30 protein-coding genes, 1 pseudogene and 1 riboswitch are annotated in these 24227 nt (G+C 36.0%); of the genes and pseudogenes, 3 read left to right on the top strand and 28 right to left on the bottom strand.

Annotation, left to right across the window (positions count from 1 at the left end; genetic code table 11):
* The first annotated feature begins 9 nt into the window (after nucleotides 1-9).
* Nucleotides 10-534, top strand: coding sequence for a DUF309 domain-containing protein (locus ACERII_RS02105; protein WP_373639778.1), 525 nt, complete (start codon nucleotides 10-12; stop codon nucleotides 532-534).
* Nucleotides 535-577: 43 nt separating this feature from the next.
* Here ACERII_RS02105 and ribH read toward each other — a convergent pair whose 3' ends face one another.
* The 9 genes from ribH to ACERII_RS02060 form a co-directional block, all read right to left on the bottom strand.
* A complete protein-coding gene (gene ribH / locus ACERII_RS02100) occupies nucleotides 578-1045 on the bottom strand; it encodes a 6,7-dimethyl-8-ribityllumazine synthase (protein WP_373639777.1) in 468 nt (155 codons plus the stop codon).
* Nucleotides 1046-1065: 20 nt separating this feature from the next.
* Nucleotides 1066-2259, bottom strand: coding sequence for a bifunctional 3,4-dihydroxy-2-butanone-4-phosphate synthase/GTP cyclohydrolase II (locus ACERII_RS02095; RefSeq protein ID WP_373639776.1), 1194 nt, complete (start codon nucleotides 2257-2259; stop codon nucleotides 1066-1068).
* 18 nt (nucleotides 2260-2277) lie between these two features.
* A complete protein-coding gene (ribE, locus tag ACERII_RS02090) occupies nucleotides 2278-2925 on the bottom strand; it encodes a riboflavin synthase (protein WP_373639775.1) in 648 nt (215 codons plus the stop codon).
* 5 nt (nucleotides 2926-2930) lie between these two features.
* The gene (gene ribD / locus ACERII_RS02085; protein ID WP_373639921.1) at nucleotides 2931-3992 is read right to left on the bottom strand and encodes a bifunctional diaminohydroxyphosphoribosylaminopyrimidine deaminase/5-amino-6-(5-phosphoribosylamino)uracil reductase RibD; all 1062 of its coding nucleotides are present in this window, start codon (nucleotides 3990-3992) and stop codon (nucleotides 2931-2933) included.
* A gap of 223 nt (nucleotides 3993-4215) precedes the next feature.
* Nucleotides 4216-4363: riboswitch (FMN riboswitch) on the bottom strand.
* A gap of 269 nt (nucleotides 4364-4632) precedes the next feature.
* Nucleotides 4633-5004 carry a hypothetical protein gene (locus ACERII_RS02080; protein ID WP_373639774.1) on the bottom strand — a complete coding sequence of 124 codons (372 nt, stop codon included), beginning with the start codon at nucleotides 5002-5004 and terminating at the stop codon, nucleotides 4633-4635.
* Nucleotides 5001-5336: a hypothetical protein gene (locus ACERII_RS02075; protein WP_373639773.1), complete on the bottom strand. Its 336-nt coding sequence runs from the start codon at nucleotides 5334-5336 to the stop codon at nucleotides 5001-5003. The genes ACERII_RS02080 and ACERII_RS02075 overlap by 4 nt, the downstream gene beginning before the upstream one ends.
* The gene (locus ACERII_RS02070) at nucleotides 5336-5620 is read right to left on the bottom strand and encodes a hypothetical protein (RefSeq protein WP_373639772.1); all 285 of its coding nucleotides are present in this window, start codon (nucleotides 5618-5620) and stop codon (nucleotides 5336-5338) included. The genes ACERII_RS02075 and ACERII_RS02070 overlap by 1 nt, the downstream gene beginning before the upstream one ends.
* A 123-nt stretch (nucleotides 5621-5743) precedes the next feature.
* Nucleotides 5744-5923: a hypothetical protein gene (locus ACERII_RS02065; RefSeq protein WP_373639771.1), complete on the bottom strand. Its 180-nt coding sequence runs from the start codon at nucleotides 5921-5923 to the stop codon at nucleotides 5744-5746.
* Between the two features lie 106 nt (nucleotides 5924-6029).
* Entirely contained in the window at nucleotides 6030-6164 is a 135-nt protein-coding gene (locus tag ACERII_RS02060) for a hypothetical protein (protein ID WP_373639770.1), read from the bottom strand.
* A gap of 135 nt (nucleotides 6165-6299) precedes the next feature.
* On the opposite strand from ACERII_RS02060, the pseudogene ACERII_RS02055 reads away from it, so the two are divergent.
* Nucleotides 6300-6449: pseudogene (locus ACERII_RS02055) on the top strand (helix-turn-helix transcriptional regulator); the annotation flags it as partial.
* A 63-nt stretch (nucleotides 6450-6512) separates the two neighbouring features.
* On the opposite strand, the gene ACERII_RS02050 reads toward ACERII_RS02055, so the two are convergent.
* Together ACERII_RS02050 and ACERII_RS02045 are read right to left on the bottom strand one after the other, a co-directional pair.
* Nucleotides 6513-7046: a hypothetical protein gene (locus ACERII_RS02050; RefSeq protein ID WP_373639769.1), complete on the bottom strand. Its 534-nt coding sequence runs from the start codon at nucleotides 7044-7046 to the stop codon at nucleotides 6513-6515.
* A 12-nt stretch (nucleotides 7047-7058) separates the two neighbouring features.
* The gene (locus ACERII_RS02045) at nucleotides 7059-7601 is read right to left on the bottom strand and encodes a hypothetical protein (RefSeq protein WP_373639768.1); all 543 of its coding nucleotides are present in this window, start codon (nucleotides 7599-7601) and stop codon (nucleotides 7059-7061) included.
* A gap of 376 nt (nucleotides 7602-7977) precedes the next feature.
* On the opposite strand from ACERII_RS02045, the gene ACERII_RS02040 reads away from it, so the two are divergent.
* Entirely contained in the window at nucleotides 7978-8526 is a 549-nt protein-coding gene (locus tag ACERII_RS02040; RefSeq protein WP_373639920.1) for a site-specific integrase, read from the top strand.
* A gap of 344 nt (nucleotides 8527-8870) precedes the next feature.
* On the opposite strand, the gene ACERII_RS02035 is transcribed toward ACERII_RS02040, so the two are convergent.
* From ACERII_RS02035 to fur, 17 genes are all read right to left on the bottom strand, one after another.
* Nucleotides 8871-9308, bottom strand: coding sequence for a peptidylprolyl isomerase (locus ACERII_RS02035; protein ID WP_373639767.1), 438 nt, complete (start codon nucleotides 9306-9308; stop codon nucleotides 8871-8873).
* Between the two features lie 126 nt (nucleotides 9309-9434).
* Nucleotides 9435-10754 (bottom strand): diaminopimelate decarboxylase, encoded by a 1320-nt coding sequence (lysA, locus tag ACERII_RS02030; protein WP_373639766.1) that lies wholly within the window; start codon nucleotides 10752-10754, stop codon nucleotides 9435-9437.
* Between the two features lie 235 nt (nucleotides 10755-10989).
* Entirely contained in the window at nucleotides 10990-12474 is a 1485-nt protein-coding gene (locus ACERII_RS02025; protein WP_373639765.1) for a spore germination protein, read from the bottom strand.
* 3 nt (nucleotides 12475-12477) lie between these two features.
* Complete coding sequence (gene spoVAEA, locus ACERII_RS02020) at nucleotides 12478-13038, bottom strand: stage V sporulation protein SpoVABEA (protein ID WP_373639764.1); 561 nt, start codon at nucleotides 13036-13038, stop codon at nucleotides 12478-12480.
* An 18-nt stretch (nucleotides 13039-13056) separates the two neighbouring features.
* On the bottom strand, nucleotides 13057-13470 hold the full coding sequence (locus tag ACERII_RS02015; protein ID WP_373639763.1) for a stage V sporulation protein AB: 414 nt from the start codon (nucleotides 13468-13470) through the stop codon (nucleotides 13057-13059).
* Nucleotide 13471: 1 nt separating this feature from the next.
* Nucleotides 13472-14086 (bottom strand): stage V sporulation protein AA, encoded by a 615-nt coding sequence (locus tag ACERII_RS02010; protein WP_373639762.1) that lies wholly within the window; start codon nucleotides 14084-14086, stop codon nucleotides 13472-13474.
* Nucleotides 14087-14191: 105 nt separating this feature from the next.
* Nucleotides 14192-14953, bottom strand: a complete 762-nt coding sequence (gene sigF, locus ACERII_RS02005; protein ID WP_373639761.1) for an RNA polymerase sporulation sigma factor SigF — start codon at nucleotides 14951-14953, stop codon at nucleotides 14192-14194.
* A 12-nt stretch (nucleotides 14954-14965) separates the two neighbouring features.
* Nucleotides 14966-15406, bottom strand: coding sequence for an anti-sigma F factor (gene spoIIAB, locus ACERII_RS02000; RefSeq protein ID WP_373639760.1), 441 nt, complete (start codon nucleotides 15404-15406; stop codon nucleotides 14966-14968).
* On the bottom strand, nucleotides 15403-15756 hold the full coding sequence (gene spoIIAA / locus ACERII_RS01995) for an anti-sigma F factor antagonist (protein ID WP_373639759.1): 354 nt from the start codon (nucleotides 15754-15756) through the stop codon (nucleotides 15403-15405). The genes spoIIAB and spoIIAA overlap by 4 nt, the downstream gene beginning before the upstream one ends.
* A gap of 151 nt (nucleotides 15757-15907) precedes the next feature.
* On the bottom strand, nucleotides 15908-17101 hold the full coding sequence (locus tag ACERII_RS01990) for a D-alanyl-D-alanine carboxypeptidase family protein (protein WP_483867429.1): 1194 nt from the start codon (nucleotides 17099-17101) through the stop codon (nucleotides 15908-15910).
* A 107-nt stretch (nucleotides 17102-17208) separates the two neighbouring features.
* Nucleotides 17209-18513: a pyrimidine-nucleoside phosphorylase gene (locus ACERII_RS01985; RefSeq protein WP_373639757.1), complete on the bottom strand. Its 1305-nt coding sequence runs from the start codon at nucleotides 18511-18513 to the stop codon at nucleotides 17209-17211.
* A gap of 16 nt (nucleotides 18514-18529) precedes the next feature.
* Nucleotides 18530-19363 (bottom strand): purine-nucleoside phosphorylase, encoded by an 834-nt coding sequence (locus ACERII_RS01980; protein ID WP_373639756.1) that lies wholly within the window; start codon nucleotides 19361-19363, stop codon nucleotides 18530-18532.
* Nucleotides 19360-20193 (bottom strand): purine-nucleoside phosphorylase, encoded by an 834-nt coding sequence (locus ACERII_RS01975; RefSeq protein WP_373639755.1) that lies wholly within the window; start codon nucleotides 20191-20193, stop codon nucleotides 19360-19362. The genes ACERII_RS01980 and ACERII_RS01975 overlap by 4 nt, the downstream gene beginning before the upstream one ends.
* Nucleotides 20194-20209: 16 nt before the next feature.
* Nucleotides 20210-21388 carry a phosphopentomutase gene (deoB, locus tag ACERII_RS01970; protein WP_373639754.1) on the bottom strand — a complete coding sequence of 393 codons (1179 nt, stop codon included), beginning with the start codon at nucleotides 21386-21388 and terminating at the stop codon, nucleotides 20210-20212.
* A gap of 497 nt (nucleotides 21389-21885) precedes the next feature.
* Nucleotides 21886-22767: a site-specific tyrosine recombinase XerD gene (gene xerD / locus ACERII_RS01965; protein ID WP_373639753.1), complete on the bottom strand. Its 882-nt coding sequence runs from the start codon at nucleotides 22765-22767 to the stop codon at nucleotides 21886-21888.
* Between the two features lie 37 nt (nucleotides 22768-22804).
* Nucleotides 22805-23035, bottom strand: a complete 231-nt coding sequence (locus ACERII_RS01960; RefSeq protein WP_373639752.1) for a YqzK family protein — start codon at nucleotides 23033-23035, stop codon at nucleotides 22805-22807.
* 606 nt (nucleotides 23036-23641) lie between these two features.
* Nucleotides 23642-24091: a ferric iron uptake transcriptional regulator gene (fur, locus tag ACERII_RS01955; protein WP_373639751.1), complete on the bottom strand. Its 450-nt coding sequence runs from the start codon at nucleotides 24089-24091 to the stop codon at nucleotides 23642-23644.
* Nucleotides 24092-24227 lie beyond the last annotated feature (136 nt).

The following is a 24227-nucleotide window of genomic DNA, read 5'->3' as shown; positions in this document are numbered from 1 at the left end:
GAGGAGCTCATGAATAATTACCCTAAGGCATATCTTGATTACTTAATTCAGTTTCACGGTACGAGAGATTTCTTTGAATGCCATGAAATAATGGAAGAACATTGGAAAAAAGATGGATATAAAAAACATTGGCTCGCCCTTATTCAATTAGCAGTGGCTATCTATCACGAACGACAAAAAAATATAAAAGGAAGCTTACGCCTCTATCGTAAAGTACTTACTCACCTACGGACTGATCCATCAGCTATTAGTAATTTAAGCATTGATGTAGAAGCATTACAAAATATGATTAAAATGCGAATTCGTAATCTGTTAGAAGAAGGTCCTTATGAACCTATCAATCTACCTATTACAGATGATTCTCTAATTATTAGGTGTAAAGAATTATGTACTGATAATTATGTTTCATGGTGCACTATTGAAGATCTTGACAATGAGTCTTTAATATTCAGACATAAGTTAAGGGATAGAAGTGATGTTATCCAAGAACGGTTAGCATCTTTGAAACTTAAACAAACCGAGAGGAAGGAATAAATACCTCCTTCCCTCCCGGTAAGTGCTTCTATTTTGCCTTTTCTTATGAAAAACTTTTTGTTAAATTTGCCATTTCTATTGCAGATACTGCTGCTTCCCATCCCTTATTTCCTGCTTTTGTTCCGGCTCTTTCGACAGCTTGCTCAATCGTATCTGTTGTCAATACACCGAAAATGACAGGAACACCTGAAGTTAATGAAAGAGAACCTACACCTTTAGCTACCTCGTTACATACATAATCGAAATGCGGTGTAGAACCTCTTATAACAGTTCCTAACGTAACTACTGCATCGTACTTTCCTGATTCCACCATCTTTTTTGCAATAATAGGTATTTCAAACGCCCCTGGTACCCATGCAATATCTACATCTTCCTCTGCTATACCATGACGTTTACATGCGTCTTGAGCACCACCTAAAAGCTTACTTGTAATAAATTCGTTAAATCTCCCAACAACGATACCTACCCTTAATCCTGTTCCAACTAAATGTCCTTCAAATACTTTACCCATGTTTTCTCCTCCTAATAATTCTAAAAATGTAGTAAATGTCCTAATTTATCTTTTTTTACTTTTAAATAACGTTCATTATCTTTTGAATGAGGTAATTGCAATGGTAATCGGTCGACAATTTCAAGATCATACCCTTTTAACCCTGTGATTTTTCTGGGGTTATTTGTTAAAAGCTTCATTTTTTTAACGCCTAAATCTTGCAGTATTTGTGCCCCAATACCATAATCCCTTAAATCAGGTCCAAAACCTAGCTTCTCATTTGCTTCTACAGTGTCATAACCTTCTTCTTGTAGCTTATATGCTCGCAATTTGTTTAATAGGCCAATCCCTCTGCCTTCTTGACGCATATATAACAATATTCCTGAACCTGCTTCTTCAATTTGCTTTAATGCAGAATGTAACTGTGGACCACAATCACAACGGTGAGATCCAAATACATCACCCGTTAAACATTCTGAATGAACACGAACAAGTGTCGGTGTATCTCCATTCACTTCCCCTTTCACTAAGGCAATATGTTCTTTTCCATCTACTATATTACTATAACCGACCGCACGAAAATTTCCAAAGTCCGTAGGCAGATCAATTTCTACTTCTCTTTTCACTAATTTATCTTTCCTATTACGATACTGGATTAAATCCTTAATTGTAATCATCTTTAAATCATGTTCATCTGCAATTTTTCGTAAATCAGGAACTCGAGCCATCGTTCCATCTTCATTCATTACTTCACAAATAACTCCCGCGGGTTTGGCTCCACACATTCTTGCGAGATCAATTGCTGCTTCTGTGTGACCTGCACGCCGTAATACTCCACCATCTTTCGCAATAAGTGGAAAAATATGTCCGGGTTTTTTGTAATCCGATGGTTTTGTACTATCGTCTACTAAGCTTAATACAGTTAATGAACGTTCTTGTGCAGATATCCCTGTAGCACAATCTTTATGATCTATACTAACTGTAAATGCCGTACCGTGAGGGTCTGTATTTTGATCAACCATAGGTACTAATTTTAGCTGTTCCGCCCTTTCTCTCGTTATAGGAGCACAAACTAAACCTCTACCGTGTGTAACCATAAAATTAATTACTTCAGGTGTTGCTTTTTCAGCTAGTGCAATAAAATCCCCTTCATTTTCTCTGTCCTCGTCATCACAAACGATAACAGATTTCCCTTGTATTAACTCGTAAATGGCTTCTTCAATTGTATCAAACATCTTGCTCCCCCTTTGATTTTAAAAACCGTTATCCCTAAGAAAACCTTCTGTCAACTTTGTAGAATTAGTATTACTACTTCTTTGAACAATTAGTTCTTCTATATATTTTGCTAGCATATCGCATTCGACATTCACAATATCACCAGCCTTTTTTGATCCAATAATAGTTTCTTGAATTGTATGTGGAATTATGGAAATAGTGAATGAATCCTTCGAAAGTCCAAATATAGTTAAACTCGTGCCGTCAACAGATACACTACCCTTTAACATCATATATTTACGTAATTCGGGAGCAACTTCGATTTCGTAATATACAGCATTGTGTTCCGGCCTTTTTGACTTGATAGTCCCTATTCCATCGACATGACCTGAAACGAAATGTCCACCAAATCGGCCATTCGCCGCCATCGCTCTCTCTAGGTTTACTTTGGACCCAATGGAGAGATCGCGTAAACTTGTACTCTTTACTGTCTCTGGCATGATATCTACAGAGAATGATTGATGATCAAAATCAGTAACGGTAAGACAAACGCCATTTACCGCAATACTATCTCCTAAATTTACATCAGATAAAATACGGGATCCGTTTATTTTCATAACAATAGCATCGCCAGTTCTTTTCATTTGTTGAATTGTACCTTTTTCTTCAATTATTCCAGTAAACATGTAAACTAATCCCCTCCTTTTAATAATGTAAGTTTTAAATCAGGACCCACTTGTTTCATTGATGAAAATGTTAATTTTGGTGCATCACTTAAAGTAGTTATTCCCTCGCCTGAAAAAGAAGATAGGGCACCTTGACCACCAATTATTTTTGGAGCTAAGTAAATAATAACTTGTTGAAATTCACCTGAACGAAGGAATGAATCATTTATCTTTCCTCCCCCTTCCACAAGCAACGAAGATATATTATGTTTCCCTAAGTACGATAAGACATTTGGAATAGTTATCTCGTCCATGAGTATAATCGATACTCCAGAAGCTTTTAGAGAATCAATTTTCTCCTCTTCCTTAACGGTAGTAATAATCCAAGTCGGTGCTAATTTATCCGTAACAAGTTTTGCTGTTACTGGAGTTCTCAGATGTGTATCAAGTATAATTCGTATAGGATGTTTCCCACCATGTTCTAACCGAGTTGTCAATGAAGGATCATCTGCAATTACCGTATTGACACCCACCAAAATTGCGTCATGAATATGTCGCAATAAATGTGCGTCATATCTCGATTCCTCACTTGTAATCCATTGACTTTCACCTATGCTTGTCGCTATTTTCCCATCAAGACTGGTGGCAGATTTTAATGTTACGAAGGGCTTTTTATGCTTAATAAAATGAAAAAACACGTCGTTCAATTTATCAGCTTCTTCCCTCATTACTCCAACTATAGTTTCGATATTTGCATCTCGCAGTTTTTTTATTCCTTGTCCTGCAACGAGTGGATTTGGGTCAGTTGATGCAATTATGACCTTACTAATCCCCGCTTCTATAACCGCGTCAGCACAGGGTGATGTTCTGCCAAAATGCGAACACGGTTCAAGGGTTACATACATTGTGGCACCTTTTGCTTTTTCCCCTGCCATTTTTAACGCATGCCGCTCTGCATGTTCTTCTCCCGCTCGTAAATGTGCACCAAAACCAACAATTTGCCCATCTTTTACGATAACAGAACCTACAACAGGATTTGGTGCTGTTTGACCCTCTGTCGCTTTTGCCAATTCTAATGCCATTTTCATAAATTTATTGTCCAATAAGAATCACTCCTATGCGAAACACCTTTCTATTTTTTCCAATAAAAAATCCTAAAGGAAATATGTCCCTTCAGGATAAGTAGGTTAGTCAGCAAAAAATGAAAGCAATTTTAATAAACCGGCACGGAACTTATTTTTTGTGCCAGGTTATCTTGAGTGTCTAAAAAAAGGCATACTCCACCAATTTTATTCACTTCATTTTTTACCGAATTTCCTTCTCCCATCCAGACTATACTGTCGGCTTTGGTTTTCCACCAAATCCACCGGTATGCAAATCAATACCGGGTCACGGGCTTAGAAGCAACGTCCGCTTCATCACCGCCGGTTGGGAATTTCACCCTACCCCGAAGGTTCGGTATATTCATTTGTAATTATCATTCGTTTCCTTTAGTGCTTGTAAGTGGCTTTAAATCAACGTTTGTAAGATTACTTGGTATGTTTTTGTTTCCTACCATAACTTAAAATTTCCTACCGTAAATTATAATTACCTACCAAAAACCTACCGTTTTCCTACCTGCATTTTTACTAACTTTACCACTTGTTGATTAGATATTACCACTATTGTGAAGAACATAGCAAGGAAAATAACTTTGTATAAATTGTGTCGAAATAAAAACGAGGGAATTTACTTCCCCCGTCTAACCATTTTCACATGTTCAAATTGGTTTAGCATATCCTTTGTATCAATATCTGTATTAGCCTCTATCCACCTAATACCTTCTTCTAATTGATCAAAGTTATAATCACTGTTTATTATCTCCTCAATATAAGCATGTTCTATTACCCTTTTTAAAATTGTAGGAACAGGCTTTCTATCCTTGTAGTTAAGATATGATTTAACTTTCTCCAATGCCTTTTCAATTTCTGGAATAGCTTTTCTGACTCCATCAACATAAGCATCTGAATTTTCATGAATAGCATTCCTACCTTCACGGTCACTTAACGCATTGCTAAGGTTCTGCAATAAATCAGCTAATTGGAAGTTTTCTTTTCTCATATGGAAGCCTCCCTATCTTTGAGACTTTCGACTGGCTTCTCCCCTAGTTCTGCAAAGATCTCCTTTGCTACATAAAAAGGAATTGCTACTTTTTCTCTGTAGTGGATTTCATAACCGATTACCTGAAGTGCTTTTTTAACACCATCGAAAATATCAGAAAAACAATTTTCATGGTAAATCGAACCATTCTTCAAGTAGTGTTTGATCGCATTATCGAATGAACGATGAGCCAACTTTTCTAAATTTTTAAGTTTGTGATCTGCGAATTGTACACTTTTAAGTTCTGTGTCAAAGTAATAGTGAAGAGATATATCCTCTCTACGGATAAACATTACTCTTCACCTTCTAAATCAAAACGTTCATTAGTATCGTTGTTGTAAACGGCTGTTAGTGTAACATTAGTATCATGGATATACAAAGGCTTCATTGTTCCATTTACATCCATTAATAATTTAATTTCTGAACCAGGTAACGCAAGGTTTATTTTATTTACTTTTTCCATTAATTCAATCATTGTTGCTTCTTCAATGGAAATATCAAGTTTCACTTCTACATAAGCCTCAAACTTCTTATTTTTAACCTTTTCAGCTACAGTTACATTACTAATTCTACTCATTATAATTTCCTCCTTATTTTTACCTATATAGAGGAAATGTGATATAATATGTAGTGCAAGCCTCTATATAGGTTTGTCGTTTAGGAATTCGTCATTCTCTTGGTCGGGGATACGAATTCCTTTTTATTTGTCTTCATTCTTGCTAATCTTGTATTCCATTTCTACTTTAAACTCACCAGCACTATAACTTTTCATAAACGCTTCTAACACTTCATTCATTCTGACTTTATTTTCTGCACAGCTTTCTTTAAACGCTTGTGATATTGATTCTTCAATAGTAGTAGTGAAATGCTTTCTTACCATTTGTTCACCTCCTTGAATACAGTATATTATATTAAATATTTCTAGTCAAAAACATTTAATATTAATTTTTACATTTATTTAAGTTTTTATTCAAAAAAAGAACGCATTATTTTGCGTCCTTGTTCTTATCAAAGAGTCTTGCAACCACTACTTTAAACTTATCTCCCTCAATTACTTTGTTGAAACTCTCCTCATCTTTTTTACTCCAAGTATACTTTAATTTGTAGTTGTTTTTCTTCATGATGTCTCACCCTTTCATATCCAGTATTATCAAAAAAGAAACTCAATAACAAAATGTTATTGAGTAAATTCTCAGCCATGGTGATATTCAATAATTTCTTAAACACCAACGCAATCATACTTTGTTGCCAAACAAGTAGGAGTGACACGGCAATATTTATGCAATGTAGAAAGAGGGAAATACGATCCTTATGGAACATTATTATATAAATTAGTTGACGTTTTATGTTGCAAAGTGGATGATTTTAGGGGAGGTAGAATAAAAACAGAAAATGAAAATATATAAAAATACAAAGAAAAACAGAAACCCAAAAAGGAATACCCTTCAAGGTTTCTGCCTTACAAATTTCTAATAACTATCTTCAAATAGACAATGATATACTGTAACGCCCTCTTCTTTAAGATCAAGGGATAAATTCGGTATTTCTATGTTTAATATATCCTCATCAAGTAGGTTAATTCTGTGTTTAGACAATACTTCTTTTACTTTATTTCCAAGTAGAAGGGTTTCTTCATCAAGAGGTTCGTATTGTTCGTGTAACATAGATTCTCCATCAGAGAAATAAAACCTATTGTATTTAATTACAGCAAAAGGTGCAATAGCTGAAACTAATAAGTTTATACAAATAAAATTTTTATTTTTATTTATATAATTCTTTAGTTCTTCACTTCCAATTCCAAATTCTCCTTTATTATCAGGATATAAATAAATTGAAAAACACTTACTGTAACTAAAATCAGTTATATTATCAACCGTTACATTACTTAATGCAGATTTCAATACTTTATACCAATAGTGTTTATCTACATAACTTAAAATGTAATCTAAATTGCCGGCCTCATAGGATTTTCGGATTAAATTAATTATTTTTTGTTCCTCCATAACTATACTCCTTTAATGTACAGGGTAACCATGTATTTGACCTTCTTTATTAATGTGAACTTTTACTCTCGTTTCACCTCTAGGTCCAACTACCCTTCCAAAATTATAGGTTTTAACACTCCCATCAAATTTTACTGTTGTTCCTTTCATCCAAGCTTCTTGCGTTAATTTAACACCATTCTCTCCTACTGGCCATTGTGATTTGCTAGGAATATTATTAACATGGCCTTGTACATGGTTCCCTTGTTTACCAGCATTTACCAATGGAGCTCCTCTAACTCCTCCGTCCACAGTTCCTTGAGTTGGTAAATTTGGCTTAGGCTTAGTCGCATTGCCTCCACCACCTCTAAACGATCCGCCACCACTATTTATTCCTCTTAATTCCGGTTTAATATTAAAGGTGCCCACACTACTATTATTTTCATCGCCACTTGAAAGATGTAACCTTTCATGTAATTGTTCCCCTAAATCAGGTGACTCCTCTGCACTTACAGATAAACTAAAAAACAATGAAACTCCAAAAATAACAGTAATTAACATTAATAACTTTTTCATGCAATCACTCCAAATTGTGTATTGTCCATTGAACTTTTTTAATATATTATTTATTTAATATTTTGTCAATACTTTAAATATTCGATAAGATTCTGTCTACTTGTGCTAGTTTAGTATTTTATCCTGTGTAATTAGAATTTAATATCCCATTAGTTTATTTGATATAACTGCATTTCTCGTAGTTTATGATGCTATCGACTGATCAAAGTTTTACAAGCAATCTATAAAAATAGAATTATAACAAATGTATTTTTATAATTTTCTTGTTTTATATAATGTTTGACACTTATGAGTTCCGCTCTAATTCAGAACAAACGTTCTTGTATTTCTTTTGAGAATTGGTTAATCTAATTTTAAGGAGGGATACTCAGAGGAAATTAATCATAGACAACACGCTCTATTTGTACTTGCTATTTATTGTGGAATTCGAAGAGGAGAGTTACTAGGCTTAAAGTGGTCTGATATTGATTTTGATAACAATCGACTAGGAATACGTCAAATATTAGCTTTTAAATCAAAAATAAAAGATGGTGCTAAAACAAAAACAAGTAATAGATCCATTAAAATGTCACCGTTTGTTGCATCTGAATTAAAGAAACACAAAGAACAACAAGAAGAGGAAAAAATGAAAGCTGATGAATACTTTGATAAAAATTTAGTATTTTGCCAAGAAAACGGATTACCTGTTAGTTGGGGAAACTTTCATAAATTCTGGGTAAGGATTTTAGAAAAGACTAAAGTAAGAGCAATAAGATTCCACGACTTGAGGCATACATGCGCTTCCCTTTTACTAAGTGCTGAAGTCCACCCTAAAAAAGTACAAGAGTTATTAGGACATGCGTCAATAAAAGTTACTCTTGACACCTATTCACACTTGATTCCCAACATGCAAGAAGAAGTGGCAAGTAAAATGGACAGTTATTAAAGTTGTAGTCATACCCTTAAATATCCGTGCATATATTATAGTTATCTCAAAAAACCTACCAAACACCCTACCAAACGTTATTCCTACCAAATAAAAAGACGTTACAACCCTTGATAAATAAGGTTTTGTAACGTCTTTTTATTTTAGTACTACATCCCTACCCCGAAGGTTCGGTATATAATTGTCCTGTTTATTATATCACAAAGACTCCTGTATTTACGAATTGTATGACTTCAAGTTTGAGGGTTTTATGAACATTTCCTGTTTTATCAACTCTTTAATGACTTTTTTTAATAAATTAAAACATCTTGCTTCTATAAAAAGCAAGATGTTTTATGAATAAATTATTCTTCGTCGTAAACTTTTACTTCTTTCATTACATTCCCTTGACCAATCTTATAAACAGCGTCCATCCCTTCAACTACCTGTCCAAAAACAGTATGTACACCGTCTAAGTGTGGCTGAGGCTCATGAACAATAAAGAATTGACTGCTGCCTGTGTCTTTACCTGCATGGGCCATAGATAAAGAACCAGCAACATGTTTATGTGGATTTCCTTCTGTTTCACATTTAATCGTTTGGCCACTTCCACCAGTACCATTTCCTCTTGGACATCCACCTTGTGCTACAAAACCAGGGATAACACGGTGAAATGTAAGACCATTATAAAAACCCTCGTTAGCTAGTTTCTCAAAGTTAGCAACTGTACCAGGAGCTTCATTTGGATAAAACTCAATTTGAATTTTATCTCCATTTTCTAACGTAATTGTTCCTTTTTTCATTCAAAATTCCTCCTAAATAAAAAACAATTTTTGACACCTTTCTTATTGTATACTAATTCGTAACAGAAATAAAATAAGAGTAATGCAAAAGGGATTTTTCCTTCAGCATCACTCTTTCTATCTACCTTACACTTTACTTTTTAGGCGGTACGTCGTTTCATTTTTCACCAAGTCTTCATATGTTTCTCGTTTGATCACACATTGGTCATCCCCACTATCAACAAAAATTACAGGAGGACGTAATATACGATTATAATTATTTGCCATTGAATATCCGTAAGCGCCTGTTGAGGAAACAGCAAGTAGATCTCCTACTTCTGCTTTCGGAAGCTCTAAATCCCATATAAGCATATCTCCACTTTCGCAGCATTTCCCTGCAATTGAAACCATTTCTTCTTTAGGACCATTCATGTTATTGGCAAGAACTGCTTCATACTTCGCTTTATATAGAGCAGGTCGAAGATTATCTGTCATTCCCCCATCAACAGAAAGGTACGTACGAACACCAGGAATATCCTTTCTAGAACCAATAGAATAAATCGTTGTTCCTGCTTCACCTACTAGTGCTCTTCCTGGTTCTATCCAAATTTCCGGAATAGATAGACTCGTTTTATTTGTATTTTCTTTCACTGCTTCTATCATTGCTTCTACATATTTATCTAAAGGCAACGGCTTATCATCCTTTGTATAGCGAATCCCAAAGCCACCACCTAAATTTAATACACGTGGTTCAAAGTCTAAAGAATTTTTCCAAATCACTAGATGTTTATATATCTCATGCACGGCTGAAGTAAACCCTACCGTTTCAAATATTTGTGAACCGATATGTGAATGTACACCATCCAGTTGTATATAATCGTGTTCCTGAATTAAAGAAATCGCTTTTGATGCTTGACCACTTTGAATATCAAAACCAAATTTTGAGTCTTCTTGTCCAGTGGATATATATTCGTGTGTATGTGCCTCTACACCGGGTGTAATCCGAATTAATACTTTCACTTTTTGATTGAGTGATTCCGTTATCCCCATAAGCCAAGTTAACTCTGTAAAGTTATCCACAACAATACAGCCTATTCCCTCTTTGACTGCCATTTCAAGTTCTTGTTGCGATTTGTTATTCCCATGGAAATGAATCCTCTCCGGTGAAATTCCAGCAGTTAGAGCAGTATACAATTCGCCAGCGGAAACAACATCTAAACTTAATCCTAATTCGTCTACTAACTGAATCATCGCAACACAACTAAATGCCTTACTTGCATAAGCAACTTGATATTTCATGCCATGCTTCTCAAATGTGTTTTTAAATTGAAGGGCACGGGAACAAATGTCTTCTACATCATATACATATAAGGGAGTACCATATTTCTGAGCTAAATATGTTGTATCTACGCCACCAATCTCTAAATGGCCTTTTTCATTCACTTTACTTGTTCCATATAACCCCATATTTCTTCTCTCCTTATTCACTCTATTTAATTCAGTAATGATTTAATCTAAATCTCTTATATAAAAAGGATAACGGTTTGTATCCGTTATCCTTGACGCAATCATTTTATTCGTCACCCATCGGATCAGTCCACTCCTATAAAGCTTCGAGTGAATTTACGTTATTAACCAATAATCAAGGGTACGATTATAACTGTTAAAACAATAACATATCTCCTAAAAGCTTTCAAGGGTTTTAAGTTGATTTTTGCTTTACTGGATTTTGTGGTTTTACTATACTTGGGCGATACTTTTTCATTGGTACTCCCTGCCTAATAAGAATATCTAAAAGAGCCATTGGATAGAATGGCAAAAATGGCCACAGATAGGGAACATTTAAGGACCTTATGCAAGCTAAGAAAACAAAAAATACTGTTAGTCCTATAATAAAACCAGGTGCCTTGAAAACTGCAACAAAAATAATTAACAGTAGTCTTACGATCTTCAGAGCTAACCCTAGTTCATAACTTGGAGTTGCAAACATTCCAATAGCTCCTATAGCCACATATAAGATAACTTCCGGAACTAACAATCCTACTTCTATTGCAATATCACCAATTAATAATGCTGCAACCAAACCTAATGCTGTTGCTAACGGAGAAGGAGTGTGTATAGCTGCCATCCTTAGTAATTCAATTCCTAGCTCCGCAAATACAATTTGAACAAATACTGGAATATTAGTTGTTTCATTCGGTCCAATAAAATCAATCTGTTCTGGAAGCAAGGAAGGCTGCATGACCATCAATAACCATAAAGGTAAGATTATTAAAGAAAACAACATTCCAGAAAAACGAACCCAACGTAAAAATGTTCCAACCATTGGTGCTTGTCTGAACTCTTCCGCGTGCTGTACGTGATGAAAAAATGTTGTTGGAAAGATAATAACACTTGGTGATGAATCAACATAAACGATGACGTGTCCTTCTAGTAAATGGCTCGCCGCAACATCAGGACGTTCCGTATATCTTACTAGTGGAAAAGGATTAATTCCTTGTTTTACGACAAATTCTTCCACTACTTTGTCTGCCATTGTTAAACCATCAATATCAATAGCCTCTAACTCTTTTCGAATTATTTCTACTAAATTGGGGTCAGCAACGCCATCTATATAGCTTAAACATATATCTGTTCTTGAACGTCTACCAACTTGCATAATTTCATTACGAAACTTTTCGTCTCGAATTCTTCTACGAGTTAATGCAGTATTTTGAATAATATTTTCAGTGAAACCATCTCTGCTACCTCTAACTACTCGTTCGGTGTCGGGTTCTTCAGGACCTCTACCGGGATAACTTCTAACATCAATTACTAAAGCATCTGACTCCCCTTCAATGAGAACAAAGATTAAACCAGAAAGCATTTGTTTTAGCGCATCATCTAAATTGTTGACATGCTCCACTTGAACATGTGTAAGGCGATTTTCAATTTGCTCTTTTACTCTATTCTCTTTCTTCTCATTAGCATCCAAATACATTAATTCTTTTAATAGTTCGATAATATATTGGATGTCACACAGTCCATTTACAAAATAAAACTGGACTTCTTTATCCAGTATGTATAACTTCCTAACGCCAACATCAAAACTTGTACCTATACCAATACGTTCAGTAATCCTATTTTCATTTTCTCTTATTATTTTTGATATTGGTTCCTTATGTTGAGAATCTGGTTTAGATGACATTTTTTACCCACTCCTTTCTAGAATTAGTTCTATTGCAAGCTTTGTAATCGGTGACCCTAATTGAACGGAATCACGTCCGCCCATTTTCCCTAAATCTCCTACTCCTACAATGATGGGTATTTCCAAGCTATCTAAGGAATATACTGTATCTCCTCTTATACGACCAATCTCCGTGTCTATAATTCCATCCTTATCTACACCGTATTCTGTAATGACACCATTTTTATCGATACTGAAGTCTACCCTTGTCCATTCATGTGAGTAGGACTGCGAAGCAACTGCTACAGCTCCTAGTATTTCTACTTCTGGTGAATTTACTACTTCAATAAGAGCTGATTCTCCAGGGCCTTCTTCTGGAAATCCACAATCGTCAAACATAACGAGAACTAGGTCTTTTTCCGATTTCGATATAAAATTCAATATCTGTTCTCCAGAAATCCTTGTTGGATTTCCACCTGATTCCCATACGATATGACAGCCGAGATTATCAGCTGCAGTCTGAATAGCCTGCTTTGCAGCTGCATCTCCATCAGTGATTAATATAACCTTCTTCTTTGAATTCATGTGTACCCCCTTAGTACTTTATTGAACGAAAAAAATCCAGTGATATAAAGAGCCAGCTATTTTTCCTAATACAATTGCCCACAATAACCAGACCGTCATTTCTTTCATGCCAATTCTCTTTGCTAATATTGGAAATACATTTAGAACTTCGGTTAAAGCTGCTGCTAACATACCAATAAACAAACCACACGCTAAACCAATGATTACTAACACCAAAGCGGAAAATGAAAACATTGGTACTCCTAAACTAAACCAAACACCGCATAACGAACCTAAAATAACTGCTTTTTCATAGTACGTAAGTAATTCCTTTGTTCTTGTTAAGTTAGCAAGTCGAGGTATAATGCCTAGGACCGTAAGAAAAGCTACAAGACCACTTCCTACAGCTAAACCTCCAGACAACCCTATTAATACTAATAAAAAGTAGTTCATCTCATCTTTTTCCCTTTTTCCAAGCATCATTTTCATAAACAGATATATACTTGTCTATATTTTCTTCATAATTGAACATTTCCATTTCCAATGGTGTCGGCTCATCATTAATACGACCCTTAAAAACGTGATTAAAAAAGAGGATCATACCTAACCCAAGTCCTATGGAATACGGTATTTGTAGCCATAGTGGGAATTCCTCTTCTTCTCCAGTAATGATAGTATGAAGTTTTATATGGACTTTCTGCATACTAACATCTTCATGGAAATACATAATTGCAAGACCAGCACCGATAAATAATAACAACCAAACAAATACAAATAATACAGGCTTCGTTCGAGATATTTTTTGATTTACATAAAGTACCGTTTGAGTTGGTCCAATAATTTGAACATCTACGTTTCCTTCAAGTTGTTGAATAAGGGAAACAACTTTCATTGAATCGATAACTTGTAGTGCATCATTTTCTGTACGAAGTTTACCAATTTCGAGGTGTTTTATTTCGTATTCACTGCACCCCTCACATAAAACTTGAGAAATTTCATGTAAATAAATAGTTTCATTTACATTACTCCAATGGCGGCTTTTCAATCGAATGTACACTTTTTTATCCATCGAAAAACCTCTTTCATTCATAAGTCATTTTCTTATAGTATGAGGAAATGGTATGCAAACTATGTATAAAAGAACAGTAAACCTAAACAAAAAAACAGCAGGCAATTAGCCTAACTGTTCTTTTAATTGTTTTAATATTTTTTTCTCCAAACGGGAAACCTGTACTTGAGATATGCCTAATCGATCAGCTACTTGAGACTGAGTTTGGTCCTTATAATACCTTAGAAAAACAATAAGTTTCTCTCGTTCATCTAATTTATCAATCTCATCTCGCAATGCTATCTTATCAAACCATTTTAAATCTCCATCATCAGAAATTTGATCAAGTAAGGTAATAGGATCTCCATCATTCTCATATACTGTTTCATGTATGGAAGTTAATTGTCTACTAGCTTCTTGAGCAAAAACTACTTCTTCAGGTGAAATTTCTAGTTTTTCTGCAATTTCATTAATGGTAGGAGTTCTTCCAAGTGTTTTTGTTAACTCCTCTTTCATTTTTCTAATACGGTTAGCACTTTCCTTGATAGAACGACTAACTTTAACTGTCCCATCATCTCTTAAGAATCTTTGAATTTCACCTATTATCATAGGCACAGCATATGTAGAAAATTTAACGTCATAACTTAAGTCAAATTTATCTACTGACTTGATTAAGCCGATACAACCAATTTGGAATAAATCATCCGCTTCATAACCTCGGTTTAAAAAGCGTTGGACAACAGACCATACTAAGCGAGTGTTTAAATTCACTATCGTGTCTCTAGCTTCTTGATCACCGTCCTGAGCTTCTCGAATCAAACGTTTTACTTCTTTGTCATCAAGATATGTTTGTTTGGGCTGTTTTGTTTGTTTTAACTCTACATCCATAGTCGCAGCCCTCTAATTACACAGTGCACGTTGCTTTGAGAGTCTCTTCATTAAAGTCACAGTAGTACCTACCATTGGTTCTGATTCAATTACCACTTCATCCATGAAGTTCTCCATAATGGTAAAGCCCATACCACTACGTTCAAGCTCTGGTTTTGAAGTATACAATGGTTGGCGAGCCTCATCTAAATTATGAATCCCTGTACCTCTATCACGTATGATTAAACGAACGGTTTCCTCTTCTAACTCTACTTCTAATTCTACCATTCCATTGTTATCTTCATGATATCCATGAATAATTGCATTTGTAACAGCTTCACTTACAACTGTTTTAATTTCTGTTAGCTCGTCCATTGTTGGATCTAATTGAGCAACAAATGAACCTACTGCCACCCTAGCGAAGGATTCATTCTGGCTTAGGGCACTAAAGGAAAGCTCCATCCGGTTTCTCATGATGCCACCCCCAACTCTAATAAAGCGTCTGTTTCATTTGATGCTAGACGAATTATTTTAAATAAACCTGACATCTCGAACAATCGCTTTATTTGAGGAGATATGGAACAGACGACCATTTCCCCTCCTAGAGTCTGAACATATTTATACCGCCCTAAGATAACGCCTAAACCCGAACTATCCATAAAAGATAATTGTTCTAAATTCAATAAAATATGTGTAAGGTTATTTTCCTTCAATGCAGAATCAACACGTTCACGTAACTCCATTGCAGTGTGATGATCTAATTCTCCTTCAAGCCTTACGCAGAGAACGTTGTCTCTTTTTTCCAAATCAATGAGTAAACTCATTACATTCACCCCTCATCATGTTCTTTTGCACACCAGTTCCCCTCTCCCTGAGGAAAAATGGCTCTACGTCCTACAATTTCTTGATGATACTGTACGTTTCCTTCTCAGAAACAAAACTAGTGTTCATTCGTCAAAACTAGAAATAATCCGATTAGAAACTACGATTTCCAACGAGGACCGATGTTGTACGTTTGAATAATGTCCATAAACTTGCTTCCGCAATGTCTTCTTCCGCAACGACAGTGGCTTCTGATAGGATTTTTCCATCTTTCTCAATATAAAGAGTTCCGATTGGATCTCCTTTTTTTACGGGGGCAGGAACTGGTTGTTCCAACTCTAATCGCTCTGTAATCCCTTCAATGGATTCACCTTTTTTCATTAATAAAGAAACATTTTCGTCCGCAAGAATTGGAACCGTAACCGTCGACCCTTTGCTAACTTTCGCTTCCCCTAATAGAGCGCCACGTTCATAGCGTTTTTGTAACTCATATTGACTATAAGCATAATCAAGCATTTCTGTTACTTGTCGATTTCTATCCTTTGGAGTAGGTGCTCCCATTACCACTGCAATGATTCTCATCCCATTTTTATTTGCAGTTGCTGTAAGACAATATTTTGCTTCTCTTGTAAAACCAGTCTTTAGACCATCTACTCCTGGGTAAAATTTGACCAATTTATTCGTGTTTACTAGCCAAAATTTATCTTCTGTATCTTCACGAAGATAGTCCTCATAAAGACTTGTAAATTTTGTGATTTCTTCGTATTTTAAAAGAGCTTGAGCCATAATCGCTAAATCGTTTGCAGATGAATAATGATTCTCAGCAGGAAGACCATTTGAATTGACGAAATGTGTGCTTGATAACCCCAACTCTTTTCCTTTCTCGTTCATCATGTTCACAAACTGCTCTTCTGAACCAGCTAAATGCTCTGCCATCGCAACGGAAGCATCATTACCTGAAGCTATAGCGATTCCTTTCATCATCTCTTCCACAGTCATTTCTTCTCCAGGCTCTAGAAATATCTGTGACCCCCCCATGGAAGCCGCTCTTTCACTCGTTCTGACTTTATCATCCCACTTAATTTTTCCAGAATCAATCGCTTCCATAATTAATAACATTGTCATTACTTTGGTCATACTTGCTGGTGGGAGTTTCTCTTTACTGTTTTTTTCATATAAAACCTCACCAGTATCTCTTTCAATTAGAATAGCTGAAGTAGCTTGATCTGCTAAATCAACACCTGCTTCCTCTGCGTACGCTGTAGTCCCCCCCAGAATGTATATACCTAGTAAAAAAATAATGAATGATTTTTTCAAATGTATCCCTCCATTCTTTTTCTTTACCATTCTGCCCCAAACGGAAGGGATTATACAAAGCTAGAACTAAGAAAATAGTGAAAAAGTGCTGATTCGTTATTAGGTAAACGAAACAGCACATGTTTAGATTCTAACTCTTATTCTGTTATTACATCATATATCAGTGGTGCTAGTGAAACCGATTGTTCAGCAAGTGTATAAGAAGCTCGTATCATTTCTATTATTTCTTGAACATTCTCTTTATTCGCGTGGATTGTAGCTAGTGAATCATCTTTAGATACCTTATCACCAGTTTTCTTCCGTAATTCAATCCCCACCGCTAAGTCTATCATAGAGGTTTTCGTTGCACGCCCCGCACCCAACAGCATTGCAGCTGTACCAATTTTATCGGCTTCAATTGCAGCAACATAGCCACTTTTGATTGCCTTCACATCTATTTTAAAAGATGCTGTCGGTAATTTTTCTGGGTTATCTACATAGGATGGATCTCCACTTTGAGCTTCAATAAACGTTTTAAAGTGTTGTAATGCCTTACCAGAAGAAATGGCATCTTGTAATAGAGTTCTCGCTTCCTCAAGTGTTGGTGCTTTTTCCGCTAAGAGTACCATGTGACTCCCTAACGTTAAGCATAGTTCCGTTAAATCATTCGGCCCTTTTCCCTGAAGCGTGTCTATCGCTTCTCTTACCTCTAATGCATTCCCTACTGCAAACCCAAGAGGTTGGCTCATATCCGAAATGATTGCAGCTGTCTTTCTCCCAAGATTGTTTCCAATCCTAACCATCGATTGCGCAAGTTTCTTTGTTTCCGTAAGGTCTTTCATAAATGCACCAGCACCTGTTTTAACATCTAAAACAATTGCATTCGCTCCAGAAGCTAATTTTTTACTCATAATGGAGCTTGCAATTAGAGGTATGGAATTTACAGTCGCTGTAACATCTCTTAATCCATATAGTTTTTTATCGGCTGGAGTTAAGTTATCTGTTTGACCTATCACAGCTACTTGATTTTTATTTACAAGTTTAATAAATTCTTCATTTGTAATTTCTACATTAAATCCGCTGATTGCTTCTAATTTATCAATCGTTCCACCTGTATGACCAAGTCCTCTACCACTCATTTTTGCCACTGGTACGCCTACACTTGCAACTAAAGGGGCTAACACAAGTGTTGTTGTATCTCCAACACCACCAGTACTGTGTTTATCTACCTTAATTCCATTAATTTCGGAAAGGTCGATCGTTTCACCAGAGTGTACGATGGCATTTGTAAGATGAGCTGTTTCTCCTTCAGTCATCCCTTGGAAATATATCGACATAGCCCAAGCGCTAATTTGATATTCTGGAATGGAATCCTCCGTATAGCCATTTATAATAAAATCAATTTCTTCTTTCGTGTGTTCGTGCCCATTTCTTTTTTTTTCAATCAAATCGACCATTCTCATTGCATGACACCCTCTCTCAAATAGACCACAATTGATTGTCGCCTTCCTGTAACAGGGAACGAACTAACTTGATAAAGCGCGGTTTTGCTTTAGAAGCAACTTCCATTACCTCTTCATGTGTTATTCCTTCAATTGTCTCCCCTATTGCCATATCAGTAATACACGAAATTCCTAGTACATTCATATTCATATGTCGAGCTACAATTACTTCAGGAACCGTGGACATGCCAACAACATCTCCCCCAAGTTTTCGTAACATTATAAGTTCTGCAGCTGACATATACGTAGGACCACTAACAGCTGCATAGACTCCTTGTTGTACATTGATATGTAATGTTTCAGCTACCTTACATGCGTGCTCACGTAGCTTAGGTGTATATGCATGACTCATATCTGGAAACCTTGGTCCTAACTCATCATAGTTTGCTCCTATTAGTGGATTAGCCCCTGTAAAGTTAATATGGTCTGTGATGATCATTAAATCACCGGGTTGAAATTGTTCATTCATTCCTCCACATGCGTTCGTCACAATTAAGCTCTCGCAACCTAATAGGTTCATGACTCTTACAGGGAGAGTAACTTCTTGCATGGAATAACCTTCATAAAAATGAAACCTACCTTGCATAGCACAAACAATTTTTCCCTCTAATTCTCCGATAACAAGTTGCCCTTTATGCCCTTCCACCGTAGAAGATGGAAAATGAGGAATGTCACGATAATCAATTTTCACTGCGTTCGTTACATCATCCGCTAAGTCACCTAATCCAGAACCTAAAATGAGGCCTATTTCAGGCTTTACATTTATCTTTCCTTGAATAAATTGAACAGATTGTTTTATTTTTTCGATCATTTTTTCTCCCCATCCATTCTTTTAACGATTTCTTTCACAAAGGCTAAAAATTGCGTTTTTACCATCTCCGTAGTTTCCATTACTTCTTCATGAGTGAGAGGCTGATCTAAAATACCAGCAGCCATATTAGAAATACAAGATATTCCGAGTACTTGAAGTTCACTGTGTCTTGCTACAATCACCTCAGGAACAGTGGACATCCCTACAGCATCTCCCCCTAAAGTCCGAAGCATTCTTATTTCAGCTGGCGTTTCATAGGAAGGACCAGGGTTACCAACATAAACTCCTTCTTGAACTGTTAGTCCTATGTTTTTTGCAGCTTGCTTACCTAAATCCAATAATTTTGGAGAATATGCTTGTGACATATCTGGAAAACGAACACCCACGGCATCATCATTAGGACCTATAAGAGGGTTAGCACCTGTTAAGTTAATATGATCACGAATAAGCATCAAATCCCCAGGCTTATAGTTTTCATTAATCCCTCCTGCAGCATTTGTTACAATAATGGAAGAAACACCAATTGCCTTCATTACTCTGACTGGAAGTGTCACAAGATCCATTGGGTATCCTTCATAAAAATGAAACCGCCCTTGCATTGCTACAACTTGTTTCCCTTCAAGTTCACCTATTACAAGCTGTCCTTTATGACCTGCTACTGTAGATGTTGGGAAACCAGGAATGTCACTGTAGGGAATACGAACAGCATTTTGTATCTCGTCTGCTAGCACACCTAAGCCTGACCCTAAAATTAATCCGATTGATGGCTTTTTCTGAATCTTATTGCTAATCAATTCCTCTGCGGCTTTTATTTTTTCAACAGTACTCATATTAAATCTCTCCTATCTATATTTCTTGTAAAAAGCTTGTTCCAAACTTAGGCATCGTTACTTGAAAATTATCAGCAATGGTAGCCCCAATATCCGCAAACGTCTTTCGAACCCCTAATGATTTTCCAACGTCGATATTTTTGTTATAAACCAAAAGTGGAACATATTCTCTCGTGTGATCTGTTCCGTGGTGAATAGGATCGTTTCCGTGATCTGCAGTAATAATTAACAAATCTTTCTCTCCTAACTTCTCTACAACCTCTGCAAGTCGATCATCAAACTCTTCTAACGCTTTGCCATAGCCAATCGGATCCCTCCGATGTCCAAACTTCGCATCAAAGTCTACTAGGTTTAAGAAACTCAAACCTTTAAAATCCATGTTAATTGTTTCATGTAACCTATCCATTCCATCCATATTAGAGACAGTACGAAGGGACTTCGTTATACCTTCCCCATCAAATATATCAGAAATTTTACCTACAGCTATAGAATCCAAACCGTTGTCTTGTAATTCATTCATTACCGTCCTTTCGAATGGCTTTAAAGCATAATCATGACGGTTAGGCGTACGCTCCCAATTTCCAGGAACACCTATAAATGGTCTTGCAATCACTCTACCAACCATATATTTTTCATCAAGAGTTAGTTCTCTCGCAAGTTTACATATGTTATATAGTTCTTCAATTGGAACTATTTCTTCATGCGCAGCTATTTGTAAAACAGAGTCTGCAGATGTATAGACAATAAGGTCTCCTGTTTTCATATGAGTTTCCCCTAATTCATCTAATATCTCCGTTCCAGAGGCAGGTTTATTACCTATTACCTTTCTCCCTGTTTTTTCCTCAAGTTCATTTATTAATACAGCTGGAAAACCTTCTGGGAATGTTCGAAAAGGCTGGTCGATGTTTAGACCCATGATCTCCCAATGCCCTGTCATCGTATCTTTCCCAACTGAAGCTTCTTCCATCTTCCCATAGTGAGCGAGAGGTTTTTCTCCCTTTAAACCACCTTTATAATCTTTTACTGTAGAAAGACCAAGTTTATCTAAGTTAGGTAAGTTTAGTCCGTTCATTTTTTCTGCAATGTGTCCTAACGTATCTGCACCTTCATCATTAAATTCCTTTGCATCAGGTGCTTCACCAATTCCAACTGAATCCATTACAACGAGAAAAACTCTCTCAAACTGTTTACTCATCATTTATACCTCCTAATTCTAACTATCTCATAGTTATAACATACCCAAATATGGTACGATCAAATATAAAACTCCAGCAACGATTTTTTAATCATGTTATCTTGCTAATGATGCGAAATTCACATCCCAGAATGTCTTATGTACACAAAATAGACAAAAACATGGTCGCTACTCTTTTATTCAAGTAACGTACTTTCACGCTATACTTCCAAGGAAGTGCATTTTACACCGCGGAGGATGAAAATACGTTATTAGATGCTTTAGTAACAACTGTATCTGGAATGAGCGCAGTTCCACGACTCCTGTGGGAAGCAAAGCAGAGCCGAGACACCGTAGCAACGTAGTCGTGGAGGGGGCTCGGCAACTCCCCACGGGAAAGGACTGGACTGGAGCGAACGTAATACAAACCAACAAAGTTAGTAATACTAGATAAGTTAACAACTAATTGTAATTACGTAGTTTCAGGGTAGACTAAAAAAAGATCAATTCATACCCTCCTACGCCCTAGGATGGTAACGTGAATAGACCTCCCTCATTCTCGTCTTAATAACATGAGAATATATTTGTGTTGTTGAGATATTCATATGCCCTAACATTTCTTGAACCGCTTGAATATCCGCACCATTTTCCAATAAGTGGGTTGCAAATGAATGTCTTAATGTTTGTGGAGTTAAACTCTTGGAAATTTCCGCTTCTACCGCCAAATTTTTAATTAACTTCCATAATCCTTGTCGTGTCAATTGTTTACCATGATGATTTACAAAAACGAACGAATGTATATTTTGCCTTACTAGATATGGCCTAACATCTTTTAGATACTTCTCTAATGATGCTTTTGCCATTCTGCCAATGGGAATAATACGTTCCTTTTTATTATTACATTTTATAAAGTCCATCTGAAGTTGAAGATCTGATAGTGATAACTCACATAGTTCTGACACTTTCATTCCAGTAGCATAAAGTAACTCTAACAATGCTTTATTTCTCAAATCAAGATTTTTATTTTTTACAGATGAAGATAATAACCTTTCTACTTCATCCAAAGTTAATACCTCAGGATATTTCTTATGTATTTTAGGTAGAGACACATTTATTGATGGATCTGTATTCATGTAAGATTCTCTCACTAAAAACTGGTGGAATCCTTTTATAGAAGATAACATTCTTGAAACAGTAGTAGCAGCTTTTCCTTGTTGTTTTAACTCAAATAACAATTGTACAATAGAAGTTCTACTTACCTCTGTGAAATCTTTTTTTCCTTCTGTCTTTAAAAAATTCATATATGTCGTTAAATCTAAATTATATGCTTGTAAGGTATTATTCGAAACCCCTTTTTCACTGTTTAAATAATGCATAAACTTTTTTACTTCATCTTCCATCTGCTTCTCCACCCTTTATGAAAGTACTACTTATTCCTTATTCCCCGTGACGCAGAAAAAAGCGCAGTCTTTCAAAAGAAGATTCTAGCATAGGTGTATCTACATGCTGTTGAACAACCTTAACAGCTCTCCCTTTAGGTTCTTCATAACGATGATAATCGTTATATTCTGCACTTACCCATAGAATACCATAATAAAAAACAAGCGTGCACCCCATGAATATAAAAAAGATCCATAAAGCCTCTAAGAAAGCACCAATACTTCTCATATATATCTCCCTCTCTTTTTCTTCACCTAGTAAAGAATATGACAGGTAAGACGAGTTCTATACCTTTTGTTATAAAAAAGGGCTGTTTTTCTTAAAGCCTCCCCTGAAAATACGTGTTATTAAGAGTGCATAAACTATGTAGTTTTAACAATCTTGTTGGTTTGTATTCCATTCGCTACTGCCAGCTCCCTTTCCTGTGGGGAGCTGGCAAGCCTCCTCGAGCTAAAGCTCTGCGGGGTCTCGCCCCTGCTCTGCCTCCCACCGGAGTCTCGCTGGCTTACGCTCATTACATAGAAAGTCATAGCACTATCCACTACTTCACAGCGTATTTTCATTCGCCATGGTGCAAATTTTTCACTTGCATGAATGTCTACACCTAAAATACATGTTGATTACCTCGCGTTCGGTAGTTCACAAGCAATAACTTCTCTCAACTTGTATATCTCCTCTTAATCTTAAATTTACGAGAGTAACGTCACCTCAACTTAACGATTTCTTCCCGATCACAATTTACTTTATCTTAATCCATGCATTGTTCACATTTCGACATTTTATGATTTCTGAAACAAAAATAAAAACCTCACTTCAAAAGTAAGGCTCTCTCACTTATTTGCTTTTCGGATCACGACAGCGATAACAAATTCCATGGAAGGTTAACCGATGATCTTTAATGATAAAGTTCCAATCTCTTTCCACTACTTTTTCTACATCTTCTAAAAGATCCTCCTGTATTTCATCTACTGAACCACACTCTATACATACAAGATGATGATGGAAATGGGCCGCTCCTTCTTGACGGAGATCATACCTAGAAACACCATCACCAAAATTAATTTTATCAACAACTTTCAATTCATTTAACAACTCTAATGTTCTATATACAGTCGCTAAGCCAATTTCAGGCGATTTTTCTTTTACAAGCATGTATACATCCTCTGCACTTAAATGATCTTCCTCATGTTCGAGCAAGACTCTAACCGTTGCTTCACGTTGTGGTGTAAGTTTATAGCTTTGCGAATGCAATTGTTTTTTTATTCGTTCAATTCTCTGCTCCATCAGATTCCCCCCCAAAAAGCCGTTCATTGTAATAAGAATAAGAAGTTATAATTTCGCTTCTACTTTTTCTTATTATACTCTTTGAGAAAAATAAGTGTCAAACAAGAATCGTTACAAAAAAGTTTTTATAATTATT

Source organism: Evansella sp. AB-rgal1, from assembly GCF_041820985.1.
In the GTDB taxonomy this organism is placed as follows: Bacteria; Bacillota; Bacilli; order Bacillales; family Salisediminibacteriaceae; genus Evansella.
This window is presented reverse-complemented; position numbering and strand designations above follow the sequence as displayed.